Genomic DNA, 26645 nt, shown 5'->3' with positions numbered 1-26645 from the left:
AAATTTCCTAAAATCATACAAAGGCCATTGTTTCTTTCATATTCATGTTAAAATAGATAGTAATCAGGATGGATACTATTCTTGAATTAGTATTTCCTTGTTATCCTAAATTAACTAGAAGTTGAATGATTAGTATAGGTGGGCCTTATGAATTTAAATTATTGTTCAGTAGTAATTCTATATTGTTTAGAGAAAATAAATGCTGAAAGAACCGTCTACTCTATATTCCATTTGCTGAAGGGAAAAAAATCATCACAAACAATACAGGATTCCCACATTTTCCATTTGAGCAAACTTTTTTATTTATATCCAACCTTATCAAGAAACATGTTTGATCAAGCTATTCATCATTTAGAGTCCGATGGGTATATAGAAAAGATTTCTGATCAGATTTACAAGATAACAGGTAAGGGTAGTGCACGATTAGATGCTTTTCCAAGCCATAATCCGCTTCCTAAACATGTAAACGGGTGGCAATACCATACAATTTCAGATGTTTTTTGGCGTAGGCTTTCATTGCTTGTTCAGGTTAGTTCCAATCTCAATAGGAATCATGTCCAATACTTACCTATTCAAAAAGATAAAGAAATCCAGCTGTGGGTTAAAAAATTTATCCACACTAAAAAGGTAAGTAAGCAAAGTATAGCTAGCATCCTTTACAAGGAGCTTTTATCGATATTGGATAGTGAGGAAGAGATTAATCCATCCACATTGGTCATCCGTTTTTCTGGTTTTAATAATTATGGATTAACTCCTGAACAAGCTGCGGAGGAACTACATATCGAGTTTTATGAGTACCATGTCCAATTTATAAATGTACTACATTATATGCTTGAAAGTTTACTTTCAGACACAAAAAACTATCCTTTCATCCAATCTATTATTGATGATTATTCAATCAAGGTACCATTAACGATTTCTACGAAAAAGACATTTTCGTTAGTTCAAAAAGGATACACAATCGATGAGATTGCACACATGAGAAAGCTGAAAAGTAATACGATAGAGGATCACATTGTGGAGCTTGTAATTAATGTTAAAGATTTTGATATTCTACCCTATGTCAGTAAAGGAAGGCAAGAAAAGATTCTTCATGCAGTTCAGAATGCATCTTCTAAACAGTTAAAGCAAATACGGCAATTAGTTCAAGAGGCTAGTTATTTTGAAATCAGATTAGTAATGGCGAAATATGGAGAGAAAGAATGGAACTAGAAAAATCATTAAAATCCTATTTTCAATATGAATCCTTTAAGCCTGGTCAAAGGGAAGTCATCTCCTCTATTATTGGAGGAAATCATACCGTAGCTGTACTTCCTACGGGTACCGGAAAGTCGCTTTGTTATCAGCTGCCAGGGTACCTCCTTCCCGGAAAAGTACTAATTGTTACTCCTTTATTGTCATTAATGCAGGATCAAGTCGAGCAAATGGCAATGAGGGGGGAGAAAAGGGCAGTAGCAATTAACTCTTTTTTAAGTAAGGATGAAAAAAGAGAGGTTTTAAAGCGGTTAAATCATTATAAATTCATTTATATTTCTCCGGAAATGCTGAGCATGGAACATATGATTGTTTTATTACAGAAGCTTTCCATTTCGTTATTTGTGGTTGATGAGGCCCATTGTATTTCACAATGGGGGTATGATTTTAGACCGGATTATTTGAAATTAGGAGATATTAGAGCTAAGCTCCAAAGTCCATTAACACTTGCTCTAACGGCGACAGCTACAAATAAAGTGATTCAGGATATAACCCATTCATTAAAATTAGGTAATTGGCAGGAGTATATTGCTTCTGTTGACCGTCCCAATATCTCAATGCTAATTGAGAATGTAGGAGATATAAATGATAAGATAAAAAGAACTTTAGAGCTTGTTCAATCTTTAAAGGGGCCAGGAATAATATATTTTTCTAGTAAAAGATTAGCAGAGGAAATGGCAGACAAACTAAAGAGGAATGGCCATGCAAAAGCCAATGCCTATCATGGAGGGATGACCCAGGAGGACCGTATTCTGATTCAACAGCAATTTATTCATGGTCAGCTTGACGTGGTTTGTGCGACCAGTGCTTTTGGAATGGGCATAAATAAGGAAAATGTTCGTTATATCCTCCATTTTCACCTTCCTCTGCAATTAGAATCCTATGTTCAAGAAATCGGTAGAGCAGGAAGGGATGGAAAACCAAGCATTGCCATACTTCTTTATTCAGAGGGAGACGAGCAGCTCGCATATCAGCTAATTGAAAGGGAAATACCTAGTCTAGCACAAATTGAGTGGATATATCGTGAAATTCAAATGGATCCAAACTTAATTGAGCATATAGAGGAAAAAAGTATAGAGATTTGCTCGTATATCGGTGCATCCGAAACTCAATGGAGAATACTTCTTGAATTTATTAATAATCTTTCTAAAGATTCAACAGAATATGAACCACGATTCTTGGAATTCAAGTCCTTTGTTCAATCAAGAATCGAAGCAAAGAGACGCAATATACATGACATGAAAAATTGGATAAAGTCTGGCGAATGCAAAAGAGAAAAAATTCTCAACTATTTTGGAGAAAGTTTAAACTATAAGGTGGATCAATGTTGTGACCGATGTGGCATTGATTTGGAATTGTTTCAAGTAAAAGAAGTTGAAGAAGTGATGGCAGAGCCTTTTAACTGGAAGGAATATTTGAGAGAACTATTTTAGAAGAGTGAGCGGGTATTTAGTAATGAAAAATAGACAAGAAGAATTAATTAAACAGATGACTGATAAGGAATTGTTATTCCATCTATATCTTACGCAAATATTACTATTAACGATTTCCCTCATTTTAGGTATGATATTATTTGATGAATTCTCTTCTTTTATTGAGTTGTTTCGTTTTAATGACGCAAATAGCTACCTTATTGGTGGAACGGTTGGACTTGGAGTTGTGATTCTTGATCATGTATTAATGAAGATTCTTCCTCCACGATTTTACGATGATGGGGGTCTAAATAATAGAATTTTTCGCAATAAGGGAATCCTTCAAATTGCATTCATAGCTGGGGTTGTTGCGTTTAGTGAGGAGATTCTGTTTAGAGGCATTATCCAAACCCACTTTGGTTTAATTGTCTCTAGCTGTATCTTTGCAATTGTCCATTTTCGCTATCTTTTTAATTGGTTTTTATTCACAAATATAGTTGCATTAAGTTTTTTAATAGGGTTTATTTATGATACATCAGGGAATTTAGTAGAAACGATTTTTATGCATTTTGTCATAGATTTTCTGTTGGGAATTATTATCTCGATTTCACAAAAGAAGAAAGATGATGAACAGGAAGGGATTACCAATGAATAAAGAAGATCCATATCGAGATCAAGCTGAAAGGTTAAGGCAAAGAGTCGTACTGCAAAAAGAGGATCAAAGCAATCATATCAAAGACCAATTGCCTTCTAGGTCAGAAGCTCATAAACAAAAACATAGGAAAAAGAAGACAAAGATTAAGATAAAATACCCGCTTATTCGTCTATTAGTCTTGTTCTTTATTCTCCTTCCTATTACTATTTTTAGTGTTTACACATATCTGGACAATCAAAATAATGGGAAAACAAAGACTGCTAGTGTTGATAATAGTAAGTTTGAAACGGTAGATATAGAAAGTGATTCTGTGGAGGAGGATGAAATATCACCTTCTGATGATACGAATTTCAATTCTGAATCTGATGAAGATGAATTAGATCTGATTGAACCTTCCATACCAACAAACACAAATCAACAGGCCGGCGATGATAAAAATTCAGCTTCCTCACAGGAGACTGAAGAAACTAGTAACGGAAAAGTAGTTAAAGAGGAAACGAAGAAGGAAGACAATCGCGAAGTTGAAAAGGAAAAAAACGTAACCATTGTCTATCATAAAGTCCAGAAAAAAGAAACTCTTTTTAGTATTGCGATGAAGTATTATCAATCACAGTCAGGAATCGAGAAGATTAAGGCAGCAAACCATATTCAGGGAGAAGAGATTCAAGTAGGGCAAGTTTTACAAATCCCAATAAGCAAATAATAAACAATAAAGGCTTATACCATTTTAGGTTTTAAATGGTATAGGCTATTTTTATTGTTAAAGGTATCAATATTGTCATATTCCTTAAGACAAGCACATAAATTTAGTTGTAGTTGATTTATTATTGTTGTGTTTATTTCACTTTCCACTATTATTGCGTTTTTGGAGGGATACGTTTGGAAACACCAATAATGATGCTTGATGAAAATACGGACCTTGCAACAAAACAGATGCTCCAAAAGGTTGTTGACAAGAAAAGGAAATTTGAAAAATATAAATTTAGGCATAATTTCATTATTTGGTTAACGATCATCTCAAGCTTCATATATTTGCTTTACTTATACTATTCAATTATACTCCCTTATTCATATTCTTTCTGGTCTATGTTTTCTGCATTTGTAGATAACTCTAAAAACCTATATATGTTAATTCTAACCATTGGATTGTTTGGTTTAATGAACCTATTAAAACAGAAACGAGAAAAGGCGGAAAAAGAATTTCATGACTTAAGGAGAGAAATTGTTGATAAGAGTAAGGATCTTTGGAAAAAGGAAGAGGCATGGAAGAATCGCCATCAAGTCTTTGAAATGATGAAAAATAATTATGACATCAATCTCTTTTATGAAAGTAAATAAGAAGCAGCTAGAAAGCTGCTTCTGCAATTCTAAAAAAATTGCTTTTTGCCCTGCTCTTCTTTTAGAATTTCAACTGCTTCCCTAAACCTTTGGGAATGGACAACTTCCCGCTCACGTAAGAATCTTAATCCATCGTTTAAATCAGGATCGTCACTTAAGTTAATGAGCCATTGGTATGTCGCTCTTGCCTTTTCTTCAGCAGCGATATCTTCATATAGGTCTGCGATTGGGTCGCCTTTAGCTTGAATGTAAGTAGCAGTCCAAGGGACGCCAGCGGCATTGTGGTAAAATAATGCCTTATCGTGGTCAGCATAATGATCCCCTAGGCCAGCTGCCTTTAATTGTTCTGGAGTTGCGTCCTTAGTTAACTTATACACCATGGTGGCAATCATTTCGAGGTGGGCAAACTCCTCTGTTCCAATATCTGTCAGTAAGCCAATAACCTTATCTGGAATGGTATAACGTTGATTTAAATAACGAAGTGCGGCAGCAAGTTCCCCATCGGCACCACCATACTGCTCAATTAAAAATTTAGCTAGCATTGGATTGCATATACTTACTCTTACTGGATATTGGAGTTTCTTTTCATAAATCCACATTGCTATTTCTCCCTCCTTTAATAAAGGTAAATCTTGCCTTTATTTGATTATGATCTAATCAGGCAATCATAATTGCCACGGCCAAGGAGGATCATTCCAATTCCATGGTGTACCGGAAAAGCTGTTACCGAACTGCAATAATGGCCCAAAATTTTCTTCAAATATTTTTTTTAACCTTCTTCTTTCCTTAGCAAAGTGATTAAACTGATTAATCGCTTCCACATCTTGGTCATGGGTATCTAAATAGAGGGTTAGTTCCACTAAGACAAAATCAACTGCTTGAAGCTGTTCCATTAATTGATAAAACTCATTTGGCATCTGTTTCATGGATTTCCACCCTCCCTAGGTCTTTCATTAGGACCAAAGTATGGATCATAAAAAACCTTCCATAAGGTTCCAGCTCTAAGTGCTTCCATTGGACTAAATTGTGGAAGGTTTGGGGGTTGAAATCCTAGAAAAAGATTAGGCGGTGTGGAGTAGGTTTTAACTTTGATTGGGGGACAGGGATCGAACGGGCTTACAAAAGGATAGTAAGCTTTATGATGCGAGAACATGTATATCCTCCTTTTTATGTTATTATTGATTAAGCCACACATTAGAGAGAGATCCTAGAGTTTTATCTATCATAAAAGACTTAAGAGAAAAAGACTCCCCCTCTATAAGTAGAAGTATCACTTAATCAATTGATTGTATGAAAAGAATTCTATTTTTATGTTGATAATAAAGTGAAAAGAGGAAATTAATCTGGATTTGTGGAAATATATACATAGGCCAAATTACATGAGGTGATGACGATGTTTGTTAAGAGTATTATGATTCCTAAGCATTTAACGATTTCAGTTCAAGAAACGGACACGTTGGAGGCTGCGTTAGAGAAATTAGAGGAAAATAAGATTGACGGAATGCCTATTTTAAAGGAAGACGAATACATTGGGGTTGTGACAAGATACAATATATATGAAAATTATTTTAAATCGAATCAACCAAAAGAGGTTTTCTTAAAACAAACTCAAGTCAAGGAAATCGTATCCCATCAAAATAAATTCTTATTAGGGAAAGAATTATTCGAAGAAACCTTAATTGAATTAAAGGACTTTCCACTGTTGGCAGTGGTTGAAGAAAATCGTAAGTTTTTAGGAGTCGTAACGCGAGCAGATGTACTGGAGCAATTCCAATCGGTTTTTGGAAAAAATAGACCAGGTGTACGGATTACCTTTACATCGGTTGAAACGGAAGGAAGACTTGCTCGTTTATCTGAAATCGCTCATAATTTTCGAATCAAAATCATTTCTTTGGTCACATTTGATGAAACGGATAAGCTCGTTAGAAGGATCGTAATGAAAATCGAAAAGAAGGGCTACAGCGAGAAATTTATTAAAAAGCTTGAGGAATCAGGATTTAGAGTACTAGATATTCATGAAGACCAATAATATAATCTTTCCCTTCCAGACAAGGAGTTTGGAAGGGATTTTCATAATAACAAGGAAAAATTGATGACCTCTTTTTCGAAATGTCATTTTATTAGTTGATTTATAAAAGGGAAAATAATAAAGGAGGCTGACGCTTATTACATATTTTTTAATTATTATAATATTGGCTGTTATGGTCAGCGTATTTGTTTATATGTATAAAGAAGCTTATGAGAATAGGGTGGTTTATCACACCTTAGAATTCTCCGATTTTCCAGGAAGTTTCGGGCAGATACATTTATTCTTTATTTCAGATATTCATAAGCGGATCATCGATGATTCGATTATTAATGAAGTGAAAGGGAAGGCAGATATTGTGATAATTGGCGGAGATCTGCTTGAAAAAAATGTTTCCTTAGACCATGTTGGAACAAACCTTACGAAATTAAAGAAGGTAGCTCCAATATATTTCGTTTGGGGAAATAATGATTATGAAATAGATTACCACTTACTTGATGCCACACTTTTAGAACACGGAGTGAAGATTCTCGATAATACATCTGCAACCTTTGAATCGGAATTAGGAGAACGTTTTGCATTATTAGGGATTGATGATATTAGTCAAGAAAGAGACAGACTAGACCTAGCTCTATTAGATACAGGAGAGATAAAGTTTAAGGTGTTAGTAAGCCACAATCCGAAAATTATCGAGAAAATAAATTCTGATCAGCAAATTCAGCTTATCTTAAGTGGACATACCCATGGGGGACAGATTCATATTTTGGGTTACAGTCCCTTTAAAAAAGGTGGGATAGAAAAAATTAATGATACGGTTTTGCTTATCAGTAATGGATACGGGACGACGATGCTTCCATTAAGACTTGGAGCAAAAGCCGAAACTCATTTAATTACTTTAACAAAAAATTTGAAGGAAATTTAAAATAGTTATCTAATTTTTATTATAAGCCGTGCCTTGGCAAGTCTAGTCGAATCACCAACTAACAAATGCTTCATACACTAAAGCAAGAGTTCTGTTCAAGGCAGGAGGCATAATGATGCGCTTGGAACGATTAACCTATAATAAGATAAAAATATTTTTAACAACAGATGATCTATCTGATAGGGGTTTAACTAAAGAGGATATATGGAAGGATTCTCTGAAATGGCACCAATTATTTCATGAAATGCTTGAGGAAGCAAACGAGGAATTTGGGGTAGATTTTCATGGTTCAGTTGCTGTTGAAATCTTTTCCATCCAAGCTCAAGGAATGATTATGATTGTAACGATTGAAGACCAAGAGGAAGAAAATTTAAATGATCCCTTTCTTGAGATGCATGTTTCGTTTAACGGAAGAGAAGAATTACTCTTTTCCTTTATTGATTTTGAAGATGTAATTCAGCTTTCCAAAAGGTTACAATCAGCTGGTTACTTGAAAGGTAGTTTATATCATATGAATCAAACATATTATTTTTATATAAATGATGTACTTAACGACGATCTTGATTATATTACTGCCATTCTTGCAGAATATGGCCAATGTTCCTTTTCTAGTATCCATTACATTGAGGAGTACGGCAAACGGATCATTGAAAACCAAGCAGTCAAAGAAATTCTTCAACATTTTCGTTAATAACAAATAGAAGATAACAGTCTGGAGGCAAGCAAATGCTTGCCTTTATATATGAAGTAATCAAGAGGATTATTTTGGGAATTTATGACCGATTCATCTTTTGTATAAAACCGATTTAATATACATCCATTTTATATATGAGACAAGCTGCATTAGCTCCTATGAAAATGAGGAAAAGCCTTTATACGTTATATGGTAGCGGTTACATTTTGCTTCAAGAAATGTGAAAAAGTGTATCTTTCATCTTGAATATATTAATTAAAGGTGTATACTTGTGACTGATACGGCACATTAGAAAAAGTGATTTTTAGGGGGTTAACGAATGGTGGCCGAAAAGGGTACTGAAAATACAAAACATGATGTATTAATATCAACTCAAACTGTTATTCATAAAGCATTAGAAAAATTAGGCTATCCTGAAGAGGTATATGAATTGCTGAAGGAACCATTAAGAATGTTGACTGTGAAAATCCCTGTAAGAATGGATGACGGTTCGGTAAAAATTTTTACTGGCTATCGTGCTCAGCATAATGATGCAGTGGGACCAACTAAGGGTGGAATAAGATTTCATCCAAACGTTTCTGAAAAAGAAGTTAAAGCGCTCTCAATATGGATGAGTTTAAAATGTGGAATCGTTGATCTTCCGTATGGTGGAGGAAAGGGTGGTATCGTCTGTGACCCACGTGATATGTCATTTCGCGAATTAGAAAGATTAAGTCGCGGATATGTTAGAGCTATCAGCCAAATAGTCGGTCCAACAAAAGATATTCCGGCTCCAGATGTATTTACAAACTCACAAATTATGGCATGGATGATGGATGAATATAGCCGAATTGATGAATTTAATTCACCAGGTTTTATTACAGGAAAACCACTAGTTTTAGGTGGCTCACATGGTCGTGAATCAGCTACGGCAAAAGGGGTAACCATTTGTATTCGTGAGGCAGCTAAAAGAAAAGGAATTGAATTGAAAGGCGCCCGTGTTATCGTACAAGGATTTGGGAATGCAGGCAGCTTCTTATCTAAATTTATGCATGATGCCGGAGCAAAGGTTGTCGGTATATCGGATGCTTATGGCGCTTTATATAATAAGGATGGACTAGATATCGATTACTTATTAGATCGTAGAGACAGCTTTGGCACGGTTACTAAACTATTTAATAATACAATAACAAATAAAGAACTACTTGAGCTTGAATGCGATATTTTAGTTCCGGCTGCCATTGAAAATCAAATAACTGAAGAAAATGCTCATAATATTAATGCAAAGATCGTCGTAGAAGCGGCTAACGGTCCAACCACATTAGAAGCTACTAAAATCTTAACTGAAAGAGGAATTTTATTAGTACCTGATGTTTTAGCCTCAGCAGGTGGTGTCACAGTTTCCTATTTTGAGTGGGTTCAAAACAATCAGGGCTATTATTGGTCAGAAGAAGAAGTAGATGAAAAATTAGAGCGTGTAATGGTAAGATCATTTAACAATATTTATGAAACTGCACAAACTCGTCGCGTAGATATGCGTTTAGCAGCCTATATGGTTGGTGTAAGGAAAATGGCGGAAGCTTCAAGGTTCCGCGGCTGGATATAATAATTAAAAGGTGCCTGGCATTACAAAGTTCTATATCTAGATTCTTTTTTGAAAGAATTGAAACCGGATATAGAGTGGTGTGGTGCTTGGCACCTGCGTTTTTGAGATAGCCTATCTTATTATTAAGATATCATCCTTTTAAGGAGTGAAAAACATGAAAAAAGAAGAAGATGCGATTATTATCGGGGGTGGCCCATGTGGTTTAGCTGCAGCAATCTCTTTAAAGGAGATTAATAAAGAACCATTGGTCATTGAAAAAGGAAATGTCGTTAATGCTATTTATCATTACCCTACTCACCAAACATTCTTCAGTACAAGTGAAAAGCTTGAAATTGGACAAGTCCCCTTTGTAACGGAAGAGTATAAGCCAAAAAGAAACCAGGCACTTGTTTATTATCGTGAGGTTGTAAAAAGAAAAGACATAAGAGTGAATGCATTTGAAAGGGTCCTATCGGTCGAAAAACAGGAGGATGGGAATTTTATTGTAATCACCGAAAAGGATGAATATATTACCCCAAATGTGATTGTAGCGACAGGGTATTACGATCATCCAAATTATATGAATATTCCCGGTGAAGATTTACCTAAGGTATTCCATTATTTTAAGGAAGCTCATCCATATTTCAATAAAGATGTAGTGGTTGTTGGAGGAAAGAATTCAAGTGTTGATGCAACCTTGGAGCTCGTGAAAGCGGGAGCGAGAGTAACGGTGATATACAGGGGGAATGAGTATTCTCCAAGCATTAAGCCTTGGATTTTACCAGAGTTTGACTCTCTGATTCGAAATGGAATAGTCAAAATGGAATTTAATGCAAATATTAAAGAAATCCGTGAAGAGACAGTCATTTATGTAAAAGAAAAGAAAGAAATTGAGATAAAAAATGATTTTGTGTTTGCGATGACTGGTTATCATCCTGATCATAGTTTCTTGAAGACCATGGGTGTTGGGGTGGAACAAGAAACAGGAAGACCAATTTATAATCCGGATACAATGGAGACGAATGTCCCAGGTATTTTTATTGCTGGTGTCATTGCTGCAGGTAATAATGCTAATGAAATATTTATTGAAAATGGTCGCTTTCATGGTGGACAAATTGCAAAAGCGATAAAAGAGCGGGAAGAAAAAGAAAATAATTAAAAAAGATAACCAAGGGCTCGAAAGGTCTTTGGTTATCTTTATAAATAAAAGTGATTATACTTGAAAGATCTCTTCAATTTCTTTAAGTGAATTCGTTGTTTCTAAGGCAATTAATAACTTTAACCTTGCCTTTTGCCCGTTTAAACCGTTTGAGAAAATCACCCCTAAGTCTTTCAAGTGTTTCCCCCCGCCTTCATATTCATAGATATCTTGTGCAATACCGTTAAAACATCGGGAAACAAGAATGACCGGAATTTTATCCATTAGTAATGCCTTAATTCCTTCAATCGTAGCAGGAGGAAGGTTTCCTTGACCAAGTGCTTCGATAACAACCCCATCAAATCCTAATTCCCTTATCGCTAATAATAGAGAAGAATCCATCCCGGCATGTGCTTTAATCAGTACAACCCTTTTTGAAACATCTTTGATATCATAGCATTCTCTTTTAGTTGGTGCATGATGGAATATGATCCCTCTCTTTGTTACAATTCCAATGGGTCCATACTGTGGACTTTGAAAGGTTGATACATTACTAGTATGGGTTTTTGTTACGTTTTCAGCTGTATGAATTTCATCATTTAGAACGACTAATACCCCTTTATTTTTTGCTTCTTCACATTTTGCGACTCTTATAGAAGAAATTAAATTATAAAGGCCATCTGAGCCAATCTCGTTGCTAGAACGCATCGCCCCAGTGACAACAATGGGAATGGAAGTTTTTACAGTAAGATCCAAGAAATAGGCTGTTTCTTCCAAAGTATCCGTTCCATGGGTAATAACAACTCCGCTAATGTGATCGTCACTTATTTTCCTTTCAATTATCCCCTTTATTTGAAGCATCTCCTTTGTAGTTATATGAGGGGATGGCAATTGAAAGGGTTCTTCAACAATTAAATCGGCAAGCTGCAAAAGTTCATTCGTTCTTTCTTTTATTGGGTTAGTGTCACTTGGTTTCACTGCTCCTGTTTCTGTATCTTCACTCATAGAGATGGTCCCGCCTGTGTGAATAACCAATATTTTTTTCTTCATTTCTCTCCTCCAGTAATTCCTAATAATAAGATATTCCCAAAAGTGAATAATCCATTTTCTTTCTTTACATTACATGATACGATTAAGAAAACAGATTGAAAAGAGGGTTCTCATGCTGGGAATATTATCCGCAGGGTTAGCACCTGGTATGGCTTTGCTAAGTTACTTCTACCTAAAAGACCAATATGAATCAGAGCCATTACCAATGGTTTTCAGAACTTTTATTTTCGGTGCTTTACTTGTTTTTCCAATAATGTTTATCCAGCATGTATTAAGTTCGGAAAACATGCTGAATTCAAATATAGTCAATGCCTTTGTTTATACAGGAATGTTAGAGGAATTTTTTAAATGGTTTATTCTTTTTTATACAGCCTACCAACATGTTGAATTTGATGAACCTTATGATGGTGTGGTATATGGTGCTGCTGTCTCACTTGGATTTGCCACAGTTGAAAATATCCTATATCTTATTTCGAATGGTTTAGAATTTGCCTTTGGTCGTGCATTTCTTCCCGTTTCTAGTCATGCCTTATTCGGAGTAATTATGGGATACTATCTTGGAAAAGGCAAATTTACGTTACAATCTAAGAATAAATGGTTAATATTATCTCTACTTATTCCAATCTTTCTCCACGGTGTTTATGATTATATCCTTATTTCCATTGAGCATTGGTTAAATTATATTTTACCCTTTATGATTTTTTTATGGTGGCTTGGATTAAAAAAGGTAAAAAGCGCAAGAGCTTTAAGTGCTCAATATGCTCGCAAACAAATAAGTCTTCAATAAACTCTTCATTTATAAATGAAGGGTTTTTTGTTTGTTAAGCTCCTAATAATTCAAAGGTAGAGTGGTGTATTATCTAATCTAAAATTAAATCTATTAAGGAATTTTGAATAAAAATCCAACTTCTACAAAAAATAGGTTTACTGTAAAATGATTGACACCTGGGGGGGTTAAAACAAATGACAATGAAATATTTGAAAGTTTTACTAGTTGTCACCCTTAGTATTTTGTTTATTCCATCAAATCCTTTTGTACAAAAAGCAAACGCCTTTTCGAATCAAGTCATCCAACAAGGAGCAACAGGTGATGATGTAATCGAACTACAAGCGAGATTACAGTACTTAGGGTTTTTTAATGGAAAAATAGATGGAGTATTCGGATGGGGTACCTATTGGGCATTAAGAAACTTTCAATATGAATTTGGATTGCCAATTGATGGACTTGCAGGAGCAACGACGAAGGCGAAATTAGTAAAGGCTTCAAAATATAATAAACAATATGTTTTGGACCAAATCAACAAAGGAGGAAAATTTACCCATTACGGTGGTGTAGATATCTCGAAACAAAGTAAACCTAATGGGAAAAACGCAGCTCCGGCCAAAAAGCCTGCGGCAAAACCAAATACTCAAGCCAAAACGAACTCAACACCAAAAGCAAAAACGAACACAACATCAAAACCAAAAGCATCCGCTGCCAAAGGAGCAACAGCTGCAAATGTTCCAAATGGCTTTTCTCAAAATGATATTAAGTTAATGGCTAATGCAGTTCATGGAGAATCAAGAGGTGAGCCATATATTGGGCAAGTTGCCGTAGCATCCGTAATATTAAATCGTGTTCAAAGTGCATCTTTCCCAAATACAGTTTCAGGCGTCATTTTCGAGCCAGGGGCTTTTACAGCCGTAGCAGATGGACAAATATGGCTAACCCCGAATGAGACCTCAAAAAAGGCTGTTCTTGACGCAATAAATGGATGGGATCCAACTGGAGAGGCTATTTATTATTTTAATCCTGATACAGCTACGAGCGCGTGGATTTGGGGTAGACCTCAAATTAAGCGAATAGGGAAGCATATATTCTGTAAATAGTGAGGTGAAAAATCATGCTTAGAGGAATTTTAATTGCGGTTTTAGTATTAGGAGTAGCGGGTACTGCGTTTTGGGGGTACCAGGAACACCGAGAAAAAAATGCCGTACTATTAAATGCTGAAAATAATTACCAGAGAGCCTTCCATGATTTAACCTTTCAAATGGATTTATTAAATGACAAAATAGGGTCTACACTTGCAATGAATTCTAGAAGTTCGCTTTCTCCATCGCTCGCGGAGGTTTGGAAAATTACATCAGACGCCCATATTGATGTTGGACAGCTGCCACTCACATTATTACCCTTTAATAAAACAGAAGAATTTCTGGCTAATATTGGGGACTTTAGTTATCGTACGGCAATTAGAGATTTGGATAAAGAACCGCTTACTGATAAAGAATATTCCACTCTTCAAAAGCTTTACGACCAATCAGCTGATATTCAAAGTGAACTAAGAAAGGTTCAACACTTAGTCTTAAAGAATAATTTAAGATGGATGGACGTTGAGCTAGCACTTGCTACCGGAAAGCAATCTGGTGATAACACGATTATTGATGGATTTAAAACAGTTGAACAAACTGTCCAAAGCTTCGGAGAGACGGAATTAGGGGCGACAATGGTCGGTATGCAGAAGCAAGATGAGAATTATAAGCATTTAAAGGGTGAAATCATTACAAAAAATGAGGCAGTTTCAACTGCCAAGAAGTATTCCGGGTTAGGAACGAATGTGGATGTGAAGGTAACAGAAAGTGGCAAAGGTTCTGATTATGGTTTCTATAGTATATCTATTGAACATAAAGGCTCAAACGAAGAAGCGAATATGGATATCACCAAAAAAGGCGGTTATCCGATTTGGTTTATATTATCAAGGGATGTGAATAAGCAAAAAATTAGTTTGAATGATGCGAGTAATCGAGCTGCTAAGTTTTTAAAAGCTCATAACTTTAAAAGCTTAGTCCCTTTTGAAAGTGCACAATATGATCATATTGGTGTCTTTACTTTTGTAACAGAGCAAGACGGGGTAAGAATTTATCCCGAATCGATAAAAATAAAAGTTGCTCTTGATAATGGAAATATTCTAGGATTTTCAGCAGAAGACTACTTAAAAACACATCATACTCGAAATATCACAAAACCTAAGCTGAAGGAAAATGAGGCGAAGAAAGAGGTCAATCCGAAGCTTAAGGTCATGGAAAGCCGTCTCGCTGTTGTGTTGAACGATTTAAATAAAGAGGTTCTATGTTATGAATTTTTAGGGACCTTGGGCGAGGATACCTATAGGATTTTTATTAATGCTCAATCTGGAGACGAGGAAAAGGTAGAAAAATTAAACAATGCAGAACCTATATATGAAAACGCCGTCTAAAGAAAGGAATTGAGATTCCTTTCTTTTTTTACGAGAATATCTTCTGCTTATTATTGCTCCGGCAAAAGAAGCGTGTCATAATAAGTAATGCAAACTGTAACTACAGAAAGAATGTGGGAAGCATGATTAAAATTGGTGATATCATCACCTTAGAACTTAAGTACAGTGATAAATTTGAGAAATATAGATGTAAATTAGTCGAAAAGCAAGGAAACAATATATACATAGACTATCCAATAAATAATGATACAAACAAGACTGCTTTTCTTCTTGATGGAACTCAGTTAAAATGCACCTTTTTAGATAGCAATGGCACCGTATATTTATTTGAGTCTGAGGTTTTAGGTAGAGTGAGGCAAAACATTCCTATGCTCAAATTGTCCTATCCTGGAGAGGAGCATTTGGTCAAAATCCAACGAAGACAATTCGTTAGGATCGAAACATCCGTCGATGTGGCCATCCACCCTAAAGAAATTGAATTTGCGCCATTTACAGCTGTAACAGATGATATAAGTGCAGGTGGAGTTGCAATCATCACAAATAGTGAAACGAAGCTGAAGCAAGGGATGAAAATATATATCTGGTTAGTATTGCCCATGCAAAATGGGGATTACCACTATATGAAACTAGAGAGTAAAGTGGTCAGAATCATTCCAATGAACAAAGATTTGATCAAAATATCCATTCAATTTATCAATCCAAGTCCACATGAGCGACAATTACTCCTACGTTTTTGCTTTGAAAGACAATTAGCTTTAAAGAAAAAAGGCATTGAATTGTAGCATAAAAACATCTGAAACATCCAATAATGGTAGTAAAAACGGAGTTTCTCATGAAGACATTTGAAAAAATCCTTATAAAAATTATTGTTGTTCAATGTTTCTTTTTATTCATTACGCAAATCGTTTTTCACCATTATAATCATTTTCCAGAGCTTAAAAAGCTCACACAATACGAAGGTGTCGGAAAAAATAATTATACTGATTTTTTAGAGACATTAAGTAGAGAATGAGTCCTATTTAGGTGCTTGGCAACCATATATGGTGCCAGGCGTTTTTTCTTTTCTATTGATTCCAATAGGATAGAAATTTACAAAAAATCACAAGTTAACATGAGAGGATTTTACATACATATGTTAAAATAATAATGGTATAGAAACAACGTAGATGAATTAGGAGGCATTATGAAGAAAATTTCAATTGCATTAGATGGACCAGCAGCTGCAGGAAAAAGCACGGTTGCAAAAATAGTAGCTGAACGACTTTCATACATATATATTGACACAGGGGCTATGTATCGTGCATTAACATACAAGGCAATTTCAAATGCAGTCGATATGGAGGATGAAAGAACACTCATCAGCCTATTACATGAAACCAAAATTGAGCTATTTCCTAGTGAAAAAGGTCAGTTGGTCTACCTTGATGGAAAAGATGTAACAACAGAGATTCGAACACCTGAGGTGACCAATTCTGTTTCAACAGTGTCCAAGCATCGACTTGTTCGAGAAGAGATGGTGAAAAGACAACAAGGTTTTGCTGCAGATGGTGGTGTTGTCATGGATGGAAGAGATATTGGTACACATGTTCTACCAAATGCAGAAGTGAAAATCTTTATGCTTGCTAGTGTCACAGAAAGGGCAATTAGACGACATAATGAAAATTTACAAAAGGGGTATCCCTCTGATTTAGAGAAATTAAAGGAAGAAATCGCCACTCGTGATAGGCTTGATTCAGAAAGGGAAGTAGCTCCACTTAAAAAAGCGGAGGATGCAATTGAAATTGATACCACTTCCTTATCAATTGAAGAAGTCGTTGAAAAAATCATTGCATTGGCTAAGGAAAGGATCGGATGATTTTGACGTTTTACTCATTTGCAAAGTCAGTTGTGTACGGATTATTAAAACCGATTTACCGGTTTGATGTAATCGGTACAGAGAATTTCCCAAAAGAAGGTGGAGTACTAATCTGTACGAACCACATCGATAATCTAGATCCTCCAGTTGTTGGAATTACAGCACCCCGTCCCATTCATTTTTTTGCAAAAGAGGAATTAGTACATGTACCGGTCTTGGGGAAAATTGTATTAAACTTAAATATCGTGCCTGTAAAACGTGGAATGAGTGATCGCGAGGCATTAAGGAAAGGCCTTGCTGTTCTTAATGAAGGAAAGGTCCTTGGGATTTTTCCTGAAGGACATAGAAGTAAGACTGGTGAATTAGGTAAAGGATTAGCTGGTGCAGGTTTTTTTACATTAAGGTCTGATGCATTAGTCGTACCTTGTGCAATCATCGGTCCATATAAAGCCTTCAAGAGGCTGAAAGTCGTTTATGGAAAACCAATGGATATGAGTGAATATCGCGAGCGAAAGGCCTCTGCAAAAGAGGTTACAGAGGCAATAATGGCTCAGATAAAGGGTTTAATTGAGGAAAATAGATAGAAGATTTCTCGCTTGACAAAATAAAGCTTTTGTAAGAAGTTAGTAAAAAGGGTAATTTAATGCTAAGTCAAATGAGTAATCATTTGTAATTATTATGTAAACTACAACTCATCATAGAAGTGATTTACTGGTATTTCGATTGCCGTGGATTAAGGAGGAATACATATGTCAGAAGAAATGAATTCAGTTGAAGTAAAAAGTTTCGAAGTAGGGGAACATGTTTTTGGAACAGTAACAAAGATTGAAGAGAAACAAGTGATTGTTAGCGTACCAGATAGCAAGCTTGATGGAATTATTCCAATTAGTGAGCTTTCTAGTTTGCATGTTGAAAAAGCAGGAGATGCTGTTTCAGAAGGTGAGCAATTAGAGCTTGTTGTTACAAAAGTAGAGGAAGATGCATTAATTTTATCTAAGCGCAAAGTGGATGCTGAAAAGGCTTGGGATCAACTTCAAGTGAAATTTGAAGGCGGAGAAATTTTCAATGCAGAAATTAAGGATGTCGTTAAGGGTGGCTTAGTGGTCGACCTAGGTGTTCGAGGCTTCGTTCCAGCTTCATTAGTTGAATCTCATTTTGTTGAAGACTTTTCTGATTACAAGGGTAGGGAGCTTTCTTTAAAGATTGTAGAATTAGATCGCGAAAAGAATCGTTTGATTCTTTCCCATCGTGCAGTCATAGAAGAAGAAAAGGGAAAAAGAAAACAAGCGGTGATTGACTCATTAGAGGTTGGCCAAGTAATTGAAGGTACTGTACAGAGAATTACGGATTTTGGAGCATTTGTTGATATTGGTGGAATTGATGGCTTAGTTCATATTTCTCAATTATCCTATGAACATGTTGAAAAACCCTCTGATGTTGTGGAGGAGGGACAAAAGGTTCAAGTGAAGGTTTTGAATGTTGATCGCAATCATGATCGTATTTCATTATCTATCAAGGAAACATTACCAGGACCTTGGGCAAATATTTTAGAAAAGGCACCTAAAGGCTCAATTTTAGAAGGCACTGTGAGAAGAATTGTTCCTTATGGAGCATTTGTAGAATTATTCCCTGGGGTAGAAGGACTTGTTCATATTTCTCAAATCTCTCATAAACATATAGGCACTCCAAACGAAGTCCTAAAGGAAGGTCAAGTCATAAAGGTTAAAGTGCTTGATGTGAATGAAGAAGAACAAAGATTATCTTTAAGTATTAAGGAATTAGAGGAAAAGGAATCCGAAATTCCAGCCGATTATCAAATGCCAGAAGAAGCAAAAGGCTTTCAGCTTGGTGAAATGATTGGAGACCAATTAAAGAATTTAAAATAATTGCGGTGATCGATAGTGTCAAGATCAAAACGAAAATGGGAACATATACAATATGCACTCGCAACTGGACAGAAGCGCCGGAGTGGTTTTGAAGATATTACCTTCGTTCATCAGAGCTTGCCTGATTCATCCCTAGATCAGGTAAGCTTAAACACTAAAATTGGCGAACTTTCTTTAAGTTCGCCAATTTTAATTAATGCAATGACCGGTGGTGGCGGAGAAAAAACTACACAAATCAATCGGAACTTGGCGGAGGTAGCCAAAATGACCGGGGTCACGATTGCAGTAGGATCTCAAATGTCAGCATTAAAGGATCCTCTTGAGGAAGAATCCTACAAAATTATTAGGCAAACTAATCCGAATGGTATGGTTTTTGGAAATTTGGGTAGTGAAGCAACTGTCGATCAAGCAAAAAAGGCAGTCGATATGCTTGAAGCGAATGCCCTTCAAATTCATCTTAACACGGTTCAAGAATTAACCATGCCAGAGGGTGATCGGAATTTTACAGGGGCTCTTTCGAGAATTGAAGGCATTATCCGTCATGTGGAAGTTCCAGTGATTGTTAAGGAAGTTGGATTTGGTATGAGTATGGAAACAGTTCGTTCTCTTCAATCGATTGGTCCTGCAGCCATCGATGTTGGAGGGTTTGGTGGGACGAACTTCGCTGAGATTGAAAATAAACGGAGGTCAAACGCCCTCTCTTTCTTTAATGATTGGGGACTCCCTACCACGATATCAATTATCGAAGCGGTAGAATCTGCACATGAAATGGATATTATCGGGTCAGGAGGCCTTCAATCAAGCATGGACATTGCTAAGACCCTTTCGCTAGGTGCAAAGGCAGCAGGGCAAGCTGGCTTCCTTCTTAAAATATTAGTAAAAGAAGGAATAGAAGCGCTTAAAGAAAAAATAGATCAAACTCATCAAGAGCTTGCTATGATCATGACGGCCCTTGGTGCAAAAAACATCCTAGAATTAAATAATGTACCGATTGTGATTTCTGGTGATACCCATCATTGGCTTACTGAAAGAGGAATAAACACAAAAAAATTTAGCCAAAGAAAACTCGGTTAAAAAAGCTCTCTAAGCGAGAGCTTTTTTCGTTGTGTCAGCTATATTTCGAATCATTAAGTTTTCTTGCTTCCTCAGGACTTTGTAATTTTGTCGAACCAGGATAGTGAAGAGCTTGGTCTCTGTCAAGACCCACATCCTTACTTTTTCGTAATTTCTTTTCTTGACGATCTCTACCCATTTAAAACACCTCCATATGTTTAAAATGAATCTCTAATCAAAAGATTATTCATCAGGAGACTAAAGTACATAAGCATTAGTCATAATGGAAATAATAGGAGGTGTAACGTGGAGGGGATTTTATTTTATTGGGTTATTTGGTTTTTATGGATTATTACAACATTCTTCTTAAGTAAGACAAATCCCATACGGATAAAGGTAGCAATATGGCTCTTACTTTGTATCATTTTTTCAACAAGAAGGATTGAGCTTTTTCATATGCAATTTTCTTACTCATCTATTTATATTTTGATAACCATTTATTTTCTTGCTTCTAAATATTCATTGAAAAAAAGAATGTATCTGATTATTACATCACTCGTTGTAATGATGGCATATGTAAGTATTCTAATGTTTGAGTTGTTTGATCCAGTTTTATTAATAATTAAGAGAGAGTGGATCATTCCTCTAATATTGACTTATGTAGTATTTCTTTTGTATAACGAGACTGAAATGAGGTTAATTTCATTATTAGCAGGAACAGTTCATGGAGAAGTTTTATTTTCTATCATTGTTGAAAAGTTAACAGCAGGCTATACGATTGGATCCCTTGTCTATCTGGATGTAATTGCAATTACTACAACGATGATTCTAGGATGGTATGGGATTGAAAGAATGGCGGCATACTTTAATCTGCATTTCCAGCAATTAGAAAAGGAAAAGCAAAAAACACCATGAGGGTACTGTTTTATACTGGTTATGCTTATTCCTTTAAATCTTTCCATTGCTTGGAAGTTTTCTCTTTGGTAAGATATTTAAGTTAGAAAGGCTATAGAGAGAGGATGATACTCATGTCTAAACCGGTGGTAGCGATTGTGGGACGCCCAAACGTAGGCAAGTCGACAATCTTTAATAGAATAGTTGGAGATCGAATTTCAATTGTAGAGGACATCCCTGGGGTCACTAGGGATCGTATTTATAGCTCGGCAGAATGGTTAAATCATGATTTTAACATCATTGATACGGGTGGAATTGATATTGGCGACGAGCCATTTTTAGAACAAATCCGTGCTCAGGCTGAAATAGCTATTAATGAAGCAGATGTAATTATCTTTTTGACAAATGGTCGAGAAGGAGTAACTGCGGCAGATGAAGAAGTGGCAAAAATATTATACAAAGCAAAGAAGCCAGTTGTACTTGGTGTGAACAAAATTGATAATCCAGATATGCGTAGTCAAATATATGATTTTTATTCATTAGGGTTTGGAGAGCCATTCCCGATATCAGGATCACATGGTTTAGGATTAGGAGATCTTCTTGATGAGGCAGCAAAGTACTTTCCAAAAGGGAAGGATAAAGATTACGAAGATGATGTAATAAAATTTTCATTAATAGGTCGTCCAAATGTAGGGAAATCCTCTTTAGTTAATGCTATTCTTGGAGAAGATAGGGTTATTGTTAGTAACATTGCAGGGACAACAAGAGATGCAATTGATTCTACGGTGACTTACAATGGAGAAAAGTATGTTATTATTGATACAGCAGGTATGCGTAAAAAAGGAAAGGTTTATGAGAGCACTGAAAAATATAGCGTGCTCCGAGCCTTAAAAGCGATTGAACGCTCTGATGTTGTTCTTGTTGTATTAGATGGTGAAGAAGGTATTATTGAACAGGACAAGAAAATAGCAGGCTATGCCCATGAAGCTGGACGAGCTGTTATCATTGTCGTTAATAAATGGGATGCGGTTGAAAAAGATGAAAAGACCATGAAGGAATTTGAAACAAATATTAGAGAGCATTTTCTCTTTTTAGACTATGCTCCGATTGTATTCTTGTCAGCAAAAACCAGGAAACGGATTCATACCCTCATCCCAATGATTAATTTAGCCAGTGAAAACCATAATAAACGTGTTGAAACAAGCGTTCTAAACGATATCATTATGGATGCTGTTGCAATGAATCCGACTCCTACTGATAAGGGAAAACGGTTAAAAATTTATTATGTCACTCAAGTCTCTGTTAAGCCACCTACATTTATTGTTTTTGTTAATGATCCAGAGCTACTTCATTTTTCCTATAAACGTTTTTTAGAGAATCGAATTCGAGATGCATTTGGTTTTGAAGGCACACCAATTCGTTTATTAGCTAGAGAGAGAAAATAAGAGGGATGTGTTTGTGATGGGTAAAGCTGAAAAGATTTCTGTATTAGGAGCAGGTAGTTGGGGGACAGCTTTGGCAATGGTTTTGGCGGATAATGGTCATGAGGTAAGGCTTTGGGGGAATAATCCTGATCATATTGATGAGATTAATGCAAAGCATACAAATAGTCAGTATTTGCCTGAAATTGCTCTCCCTGAATCAATTAAAGGGTTCTTATCATTAGAGGAAGTCTTGTCTGGGGTGTCAACAATCATTCTAGCTGTCCCTACGAAAGCGATTCGGGAAGTAATTCAACGGACTGTCGCCATAAGAAAGGAACCGTTAACAATCGTTCATGTCAGCAAAGGAATTGAGCCAGATACCCTCTTAAGAATTTCAGAAATGATTGAGGAAGAAATGCCTGAAGATTTATTAGGGGAAATCGTTGTGCTGTCAGGTCCAAGTCATGCGGAAGAAGTAAGCAGAAGACATCCAACTACAGTTGCAGTATCTTCAAAAAATATGAAGGCTGCTGAAAAGGTTCAAGACTTATTTATTAATCAAAACTTCCGAGTGTACACGAATCCTGATCTCATCGGTGTTGAAATCGGTGGAGCTTTAAAAAATATTATTGCATTAGCTGCTGGAATCTCTGATGGTCTTGGATATGGAGATAATGCCAAAGCAGCATTAATGACAAGAGGAATAGCCGAAATAGCAAGATTAGGAATCAAAATGGGAGCCAGCCCATTAACCTTTTCTGGACTAGCAGGGATTGGAGACTTAATTGTAACTTGTACCAGTGTTCACTCTCGTAATTGGAGAGCTGGTAATTTACTTGGAAAGGGTCAAAATCTCCAAGAAGTTTTGGATAACATGGGCATGGTCGTAGAAGGTGTAAGAACGACAAAAGCGGCTTTTCAGCTTTCACAAAAATATGAAGTGTCTATGCCTATTACAAATGCTCTGTATCGTATATTATTTGAAAATAAAAATCCAAAGGATGAGGTCGATTCTTTGATGGGACGTCCAAAGACTCATGAAATGGAAGACCTTGCAAATGAATTGGATAATCAAATCCAACAATAAAGGGTTAAAAATATTTTTATTAAAGCGTTCGATATTTGAAACTGATATTCTTTAGTTAGAATATTTTCCTATAATTATCCTGAAAATATAGGCTTTCGAGGATACAAGAGACTATTATTTTGCATAAAATACTTTGAAGCAAACTGGTGGAATCAGCATGTGTGTGGGTATTTAGTCAAATGGACTGAAGTAAGAAATTCGCCCTTCTTTACTTCAGTTTTTTTATGTTGAAAAAGACCCAATATGTTATAATACTCTCGAATAAAGGAGAGGATTAATTATGTCAGAGTCGATGCTAAAAATGTGGATATCCATAGCTGGAATGGGGTTTATGGTATTATCCATATTATTAATTTTATTCAGCCGTTATAAGTTAAAAGGTTTTTTTAAATTTATTGTTGCCCTAATTGCCTATATTTTTATGATACTATCAGGTTTAATTATTATTCTTATTGTATTTAGCGGACCGACCGTTTAATAAGTATATACATAGAGGATTGATCATAATGAGCAAAAACAATAGTATATCGTTATTACTTACTGCATGTATCATTTTTCTTTTGACAGGCTGTGCTTATCCAAAGGAAAAGCTACAGCAAAACCAGGTACCTTATGAGGATCAAATTAGTGCAGTTCAAAAGGCTGTCGATAACTTTCAAAAGGATAATGATGGGATATTACCAATTAAAACAAAGGATCTTTCAACACCAATCTATCAAAAATACCCTATTGATTTTAAAAAGCTAACACCGAAATATATGGCGGAGCCCCCGGGAAATGCCTTTGAATCTGGGGGTGTTTTTCAATATGTCCTTGTAGATGTTGAAAAAAAACCAACAGTGAAGATTTTTGATTTAAGAATAGCTGAGACCATAAGAGATTTGAAGCTTCATTTAAAAGCAAAAAAGTATCCGCCCTATAAAGAAGTGCTAACAAACAATGTTTTTTCACTAGATTATAAGAAGCTTGGTTATGATGAGGAACCGCTTGTGACAAGTCCGTATTCAAATCAAGGACTTCCTTTAATCATTACCGGAGAATCTGAAATTTACGTGGATTATCGTAAAGACTTGGCCCAGGCCCTTCAAAAAAATAATGATTATAAGCCAGGGGAGGATATAAGAGATATCCTAGTTAAAGACTCAATCTTTGTTCCGGCTTATTCATTGCCATATACCATTGATGAAAAAACAGAGGAACCAATCTTTTTAGAGAAATAGTCATAACTCTTCTTTTACAAAAATATATTGTAAAAGAAGGGTTATTTTTTTATTCTTGCATGACTTATTGAATATATAAAATAAGATATTTTCTATAAGAAACTATCGATAAGGAGGTAAAAAAATTTTTTTCAAAAATGGTCATAACGTTGTAGGACAACAACATAAATATATACTGTTTAAACTATTAATTAGGATAAAATTTTCCCACTAACTCACGATACAGGAGGGGATCACTTGGAAAAGGTAGATATTTTTAAAGATATTGCCGAAAGAACAGGCGGCGATATCTATCTTGGAATAGTTGGTGCTGTAAGAACAGGAAAATCTACATTCATTAAAAAATTTATGGAGCTTGTTGTTATTCCGAATATAAACAATGAAGCAGAGCGTGCCCGCACGCAAGACGAGTTACCACAAAGTGCTGCTGGAAAAACCATTATGACAACTGAGCCAAAGTTTGTTCCAAATCAGGCGGCGACGATTCACGTTGATGAAGGCCTGGATGTCAATATTCGACTTGTGGATTGTGTCGGATATACGGTCCCAGGGGCAAAGGGTTATGAAGATGAAAATGGTCCAAGGATGATTACCACTCCATGGTATGAAGAGCCTATCCCATTTCACGAAGCAGCTGAAATAGGTACAAGAAAGGTGATTCAAGAGCATTCAACCATTGGAGTAGTCATTACTACTGATGGTACTATAGGAGAAATTCCAAGGGCTAATTATCTTGAAGCAGAAGAAAGAGTGATTTCTGAATTAAAGGAAGTTGGCAAACCATTTATTATGGTCATCAATAGTGTGCAGCCACATCACCCAAATACAGAAGCATTAAGAAATAATCTTGCTGAAAAATACGATATTCCAGTGATTGCGATGAGTGTTGAAAGCATGAGAGAAGCAGATGTATTGAACGTGATGCGTGAGGCGCTTTATGAATTCCCTGTACTAGAAGTGAATGTAAATCTTCCTAGCTGGGTAATGGTGCTACGCGAGAACCATTGGTTACGTGAAAGCTATCAAGAAGCTGTTAAGAACACTGTGAAGGACATTAAAAGGCTAAGAGATGTGGATCGAGTAGTCAATCAATTTACGGATTATGATTTCATCGAGAATGCTAGCCTTGCAGGTATTGAAATGGGGCAGGGCGTAGCGGAGATTGACCTATTTGCTCCGGATGAACTCTATGATGATATTCTAAAGGAAATTGTGGGTGTGGAAATTCGGGGAAAAGATCATTTGCTAGAACTAATGCAAGATTTCTCTCATGCTAAACAAGAGTATGATCAAATTGCTGATGCATTGAGAATGGTTAAACAAACCGGCTACGGTATTGCTGCTCCATCATTAGCAGATATGAGTTTAGATGAGCCTGAAATCATTCGCCAAGGTGCAAGGTTTGGGGTGCGCCTAAAAGCAGTAGCACCATCAATTCATATGATTAAGGTAGATGTTGAATCAGAATTTGCACCTATCATCGGAACTGAAAAGCAAAGTGAAGAGCTAGTTCGATATTTAATGCAAGATTTTGAAGATGACCCGCTTTCTATTTGGAATTCAGATATCTTTGGGCGCAGCTTAAGTTCCATCGTCAGAGAAGGCATTCAAGCTAAACTTTCCTTAATGCCTGAGAATGCTCGCTATAAATTAAAAGAAACATTAGAGAGAATCATCAATGAAGGCTCCGGCGGTCTAATTGCTATCATATTATAGAAATCGACTCCTTTTTAGGGGTCTTTTTTCTGCTTATTTAATAAAAGTATGAAAAAAATAGCAAAATTTATAGGATTATGAAGAAAAATAAGAAAAGATTCCCACTAAATCAACAAATATCCTTGATAACCCTTGTTTATTATGATAATCTTTTATCAGAATTAACGTTGCGATAGCCTAGAAGCCTTGCGAATAAAGGTTTTTTTCATAAAAAGTTGACTTAT

Annotated in this window: 30 protein-coding genes; 25 read left to right on the top strand and 5 right to left on the bottom strand. The window is 35.9% G+C overall.

The features are described 5' to 3' along the window. The first annotated feature begins 147 nt into the window (after positions 1 to 147). From BQ6100_RS13795 to BQ6100_RS13775, 5 genes are all read left to right on the top strand, one after another. Positions 148 to 1212 (top strand): helix-turn-helix domain-containing protein, encoded by a 1065-nt coding sequence (locus BQ6100_RS13795; RefSeq protein WP_075982167.1) that lies wholly within the window; start codon positions 148 to 150, stop codon positions 1210 to 1212. Then, positions 1203 to 2687, top strand: a complete 1485-nt coding sequence (locus BQ6100_RS13790) for a RecQ family ATP-dependent DNA helicase (protein WP_075982166.1) — start codon at positions 1203 to 1205, stop codon at positions 2685 to 2687. Before BQ6100_RS13795 ends, BQ6100_RS13790 begins: the two co-directional genes overlap by 10 nt. 22 nt (positions 2688 to 2709) lie before the next feature. Beyond that, complete coding sequence (locus BQ6100_RS13785; protein ID WP_075982165.1) at positions 2710 to 3321, top strand: CPBP family intramembrane glutamic endopeptidase; 612 nt, start codon at positions 2710 to 2712, stop codon at positions 3319 to 3321. Continuing rightward, a complete protein-coding gene (locus BQ6100_RS13780) occupies positions 3314 to 4024 on the top strand; it encodes a LysM peptidoglycan-binding domain-containing protein (protein ID WP_075982164.1) in 711 nt (236 codons plus the stop codon). The genes BQ6100_RS13785 and BQ6100_RS13780 overlap by 8 nt, the downstream gene beginning before the upstream one ends. A 176-nt stretch (positions 4025 to 4200) precedes the next feature. Further along, positions 4201 to 4659 carry a YpbF family protein gene (locus BQ6100_RS13775; protein ID WP_075982163.1) on the top strand — a complete coding sequence of 153 codons (459 nt, stop codon included), beginning with the start codon at positions 4201 to 4203 and terminating at the stop codon, positions 4657 to 4659. Between the two features lie 29 nt (positions 4660 to 4688). On the opposite strand, the gene BQ6100_RS13770 is transcribed toward BQ6100_RS13775, so the two are convergent. From BQ6100_RS13770 to BQ6100_RS13760, 3 genes are all read right to left on the bottom strand, one after another. Further along, a complete protein-coding gene (locus BQ6100_RS13770) occupies positions 4689 to 5258 on the bottom strand; it encodes a manganese catalase family protein (RefSeq protein WP_075982162.1) in 570 nt (189 codons plus the stop codon). A gap of 66 nt (positions 5259 to 5324) precedes the next feature. Continuing rightward, positions 5325 to 5585, bottom strand: a complete 261-nt coding sequence (locus tag BQ6100_RS13765) for a spore coat protein CotJB (RefSeq protein ID WP_075982161.1) — start codon at positions 5583 to 5585, stop codon at positions 5325 to 5327. Then, positions 5582 to 5812, bottom strand: a complete 231-nt coding sequence (locus tag BQ6100_RS13760; RefSeq protein WP_075982160.1) for a spore coat associated protein CotJA — start codon at positions 5810 to 5812, stop codon at positions 5582 to 5584. The genes BQ6100_RS13765 and BQ6100_RS13760 overlap by 4 nt, the downstream gene beginning before the upstream one ends. 240 nt (positions 5813 to 6052) lie before the next feature. On the opposite strand from BQ6100_RS13760, the gene BQ6100_RS13755 reads away from it, so the two are divergent. The 5 genes from BQ6100_RS13755 to BQ6100_RS13735 all read left to right on the top strand — a co-directional run bounded on the left by BQ6100_RS13755 (position 6053) and on the right by BQ6100_RS13735 (position 11024). Beyond that, positions 6053 to 6688: a CBS domain-containing protein gene (locus BQ6100_RS13755; protein ID WP_075982159.1), complete on the top strand. Its 636-nt coding sequence runs from the start codon at positions 6053 to 6055 to the stop codon at positions 6686 to 6688. A 172-nt stretch (positions 6689 to 6860) separates the two neighbouring features. Beyond that, on the top strand, positions 6861 to 7607 hold the full coding sequence (locus BQ6100_RS13750; protein ID WP_075982158.1) for a metallophosphoesterase: 747 nt from the start codon (positions 6861 to 6863) through the stop codon (positions 7605 to 7607). 115 nt (positions 7608 to 7722) lie between these two features. Further along, positions 7723 to 8298 carry a genetic competence negative regulator gene (locus BQ6100_RS13745; protein WP_075982157.1) on the top strand — a complete coding sequence of 192 codons (576 nt, stop codon included), beginning with the start codon at positions 7723 to 7725 and terminating at the stop codon, positions 8296 to 8298. Positions 8299 to 8620: 322 nt separating this feature from the next. Further along, entirely contained in the window at positions 8621 to 9886 is a 1266-nt protein-coding gene (locus tag BQ6100_RS13740) for a Glu/Leu/Phe/Val family dehydrogenase (protein ID WP_075982156.1), read from the top strand. 154 nt (positions 9887 to 10040) lie between these two features. Next, on the top strand, positions 10041 to 11024 hold the full coding sequence (locus BQ6100_RS13735) for a YpdA family putative bacillithiol disulfide reductase (RefSeq protein WP_075982155.1): 984 nt from the start codon (positions 10041 to 10043) through the stop codon (positions 11022 to 11024). Between the two features lie 54 nt (positions 11025 to 11078). Here BQ6100_RS13735 and BQ6100_RS13730 read toward each other — a convergent pair whose 3' ends face one another. Next, positions 11079 to 12053 (bottom strand): asparaginase, encoded by a 975-nt coding sequence (locus tag BQ6100_RS13730; RefSeq protein ID WP_075982154.1) that lies wholly within the window; start codon positions 12051 to 12053, stop codon positions 11079 to 11081. A 112-nt stretch (positions 12054 to 12165) separates the two neighbouring features. Here BQ6100_RS13730 and prsW point away from each other — a divergent pair, with 112 nt between their 5' ends. The 9 genes from prsW to fni all read left to right on the top strand — a co-directional run bounded on the left by prsW (position 12166) and on the right by fni (position 20101). After that, positions 12166 to 12840 (top strand): glutamic-type intramembrane protease PrsW, encoded by a 675-nt coding sequence (gene prsW, locus BQ6100_RS13725; protein ID WP_075982153.1) that lies wholly within the window; start codon positions 12166 to 12168, stop codon positions 12838 to 12840. A 176-nt stretch (positions 12841 to 13016) separates the two neighbouring features. Further along, on the top strand, positions 13017 to 13922 hold the full coding sequence (sleB, locus tag BQ6100_RS13720) for a spore cortex-lytic enzyme (protein WP_075982152.1): 906 nt from the start codon (positions 13017 to 13019) through the stop codon (positions 13920 to 13922). A gap of 14 nt (positions 13923 to 13936) precedes the next feature. Beyond that, the gene (gene ypeB / locus BQ6100_RS13715; RefSeq protein WP_075982151.1) at positions 13937 to 15286 is read left to right on the top strand and encodes a germination protein YpeB; all 1350 of its coding nucleotides are present in this window, start codon (positions 13937 to 13939) and stop codon (positions 15284 to 15286) included. Between the two features lie 122 nt (positions 15287 to 15408). Beyond that, positions 15409 to 16068, top strand: a complete 660-nt coding sequence (locus tag BQ6100_RS13710) for a flagellar brake protein (protein WP_075982150.1) — start codon at positions 15409 to 15411, stop codon at positions 16066 to 16068. Between the two features lie 50 nt (positions 16069 to 16118). Then, complete coding sequence (locus tag BQ6100_RS13705) at positions 16119 to 16298, top strand: YpfB family protein (RefSeq protein WP_075982149.1); 180 nt, start codon at positions 16119 to 16121, stop codon at positions 16296 to 16298. Positions 16299 to 16466: 168 nt separating this feature from the next. Continuing rightward, a complete protein-coding gene (gene cmk, locus BQ6100_RS13700; RefSeq protein WP_075982148.1) occupies positions 16467 to 17141 on the top strand; it encodes a (d)CMP kinase in 675 nt (224 codons plus the stop codon). After that, positions 17138 to 17725, top strand: a complete 588-nt coding sequence (locus tag BQ6100_RS13695) for a lysophospholipid acyltransferase family protein (protein WP_075982147.1) — start codon at positions 17138 to 17140, stop codon at positions 17723 to 17725. The genes cmk and BQ6100_RS13695 overlap by 4 nt, the downstream gene beginning before the upstream one ends. A 165-nt stretch (positions 17726 to 17890) precedes the next feature. Then, positions 17891 to 19027: a 30S ribosomal protein S1 gene (gene rpsA / locus BQ6100_RS13690; RefSeq protein WP_075982146.1), complete on the top strand. Its 1137-nt coding sequence runs from the start codon at positions 17891 to 17893 to the stop codon at positions 19025 to 19027. Between the two features lie 15 nt (positions 19028 to 19042). Further along, entirely contained in the window at positions 19043 to 20101 is a 1059-nt protein-coding gene (gene fni, locus BQ6100_RS13685) for a type 2 isopentenyl-diphosphate Delta-isomerase (RefSeq protein ID WP_075982145.1), read from the top strand. A 34-nt stretch (positions 20102 to 20135) separates the two neighbouring features. On the opposite strand, the gene BQ6100_RS13680 is transcribed toward fni, so the two are convergent. Beyond that, complete coding sequence (locus BQ6100_RS13680) at positions 20136 to 20279, bottom strand: YpzI family protein (protein WP_075982144.1); 144 nt, start codon at positions 20277 to 20279, stop codon at positions 20136 to 20138. A gap of 107 nt (positions 20280 to 20386) precedes the next feature. Between BQ6100_RS13680 and BQ6100_RS13675 the strand changes: the two genes are divergently transcribed. The 6 genes from BQ6100_RS13675 (at position 20387) to spoIVA (ending at position 26421) form a co-directional block, all read left to right on the top strand. Beyond that, the gene (locus BQ6100_RS13675; protein WP_075982143.1) at positions 20387 to 20995 is read left to right on the top strand and encodes a YphA family membrane protein; all 609 of its coding nucleotides are present in this window, start codon (positions 20387 to 20389) and stop codon (positions 20993 to 20995) included. 113 nt (positions 20996 to 21108) lie between these two features. Further along, complete coding sequence (der, locus tag BQ6100_RS13670) at positions 21109 to 22419, top strand: ribosome biogenesis GTPase Der (RefSeq protein WP_075982142.1); 1311 nt, start codon at positions 21109 to 21111, stop codon at positions 22417 to 22419. 16 nt (positions 22420 to 22435) lie between these two features. After that, positions 22436 to 23485 carry an NAD(P)H-dependent glycerol-3-phosphate dehydrogenase gene (locus BQ6100_RS13665; RefSeq protein WP_075982141.1) on the top strand — a complete coding sequence of 350 codons (1050 nt, stop codon included), beginning with the start codon at positions 22436 to 22438 and terminating at the stop codon, positions 23483 to 23485. A gap of 280 nt (positions 23486 to 23765) precedes the next feature. Further along, positions 23766 to 23963 (top strand): DUF2768 domain-containing protein, encoded by a 198-nt coding sequence (locus BQ6100_RS13660; RefSeq protein ID WP_075982140.1) that lies wholly within the window; start codon positions 23766 to 23768, stop codon positions 23961 to 23963. A 28-nt stretch (positions 23964 to 23991) separates the two neighbouring features. Then, positions 23992 to 24705, top strand: coding sequence for a hypothetical protein (locus tag BQ6100_RS13655; RefSeq protein ID WP_075982139.1), 714 nt, complete (start codon positions 23992 to 23994; stop codon positions 24703 to 24705). Between the two features lie 237 nt (positions 24706 to 24942). Beyond that, complete coding sequence (gene spoIVA, locus BQ6100_RS13650; protein WP_075982138.1) at positions 24943 to 26421, top strand: stage IV sporulation protein A; 1479 nt, start codon at positions 24943 to 24945, stop codon at positions 26419 to 26421. Positions 26422 to 26645: the final 224 nt, after the last annotated feature.

The sequence above is a fragment of the Bacillus massilinigeriensis genome, assembly GCF_900117315.1.
In the GTDB taxonomy this organism is placed as follows: Bacteria; Bacillota; Bacilli; order Bacillales; family Cytobacillaceae; genus Bacillus_BE; species Bacillus_BE massilionigeriensis.
Note: the sequence above shows the minus strand (reverse complement) of the source record. Positions and strands in the feature narration are given on the sequence as shown.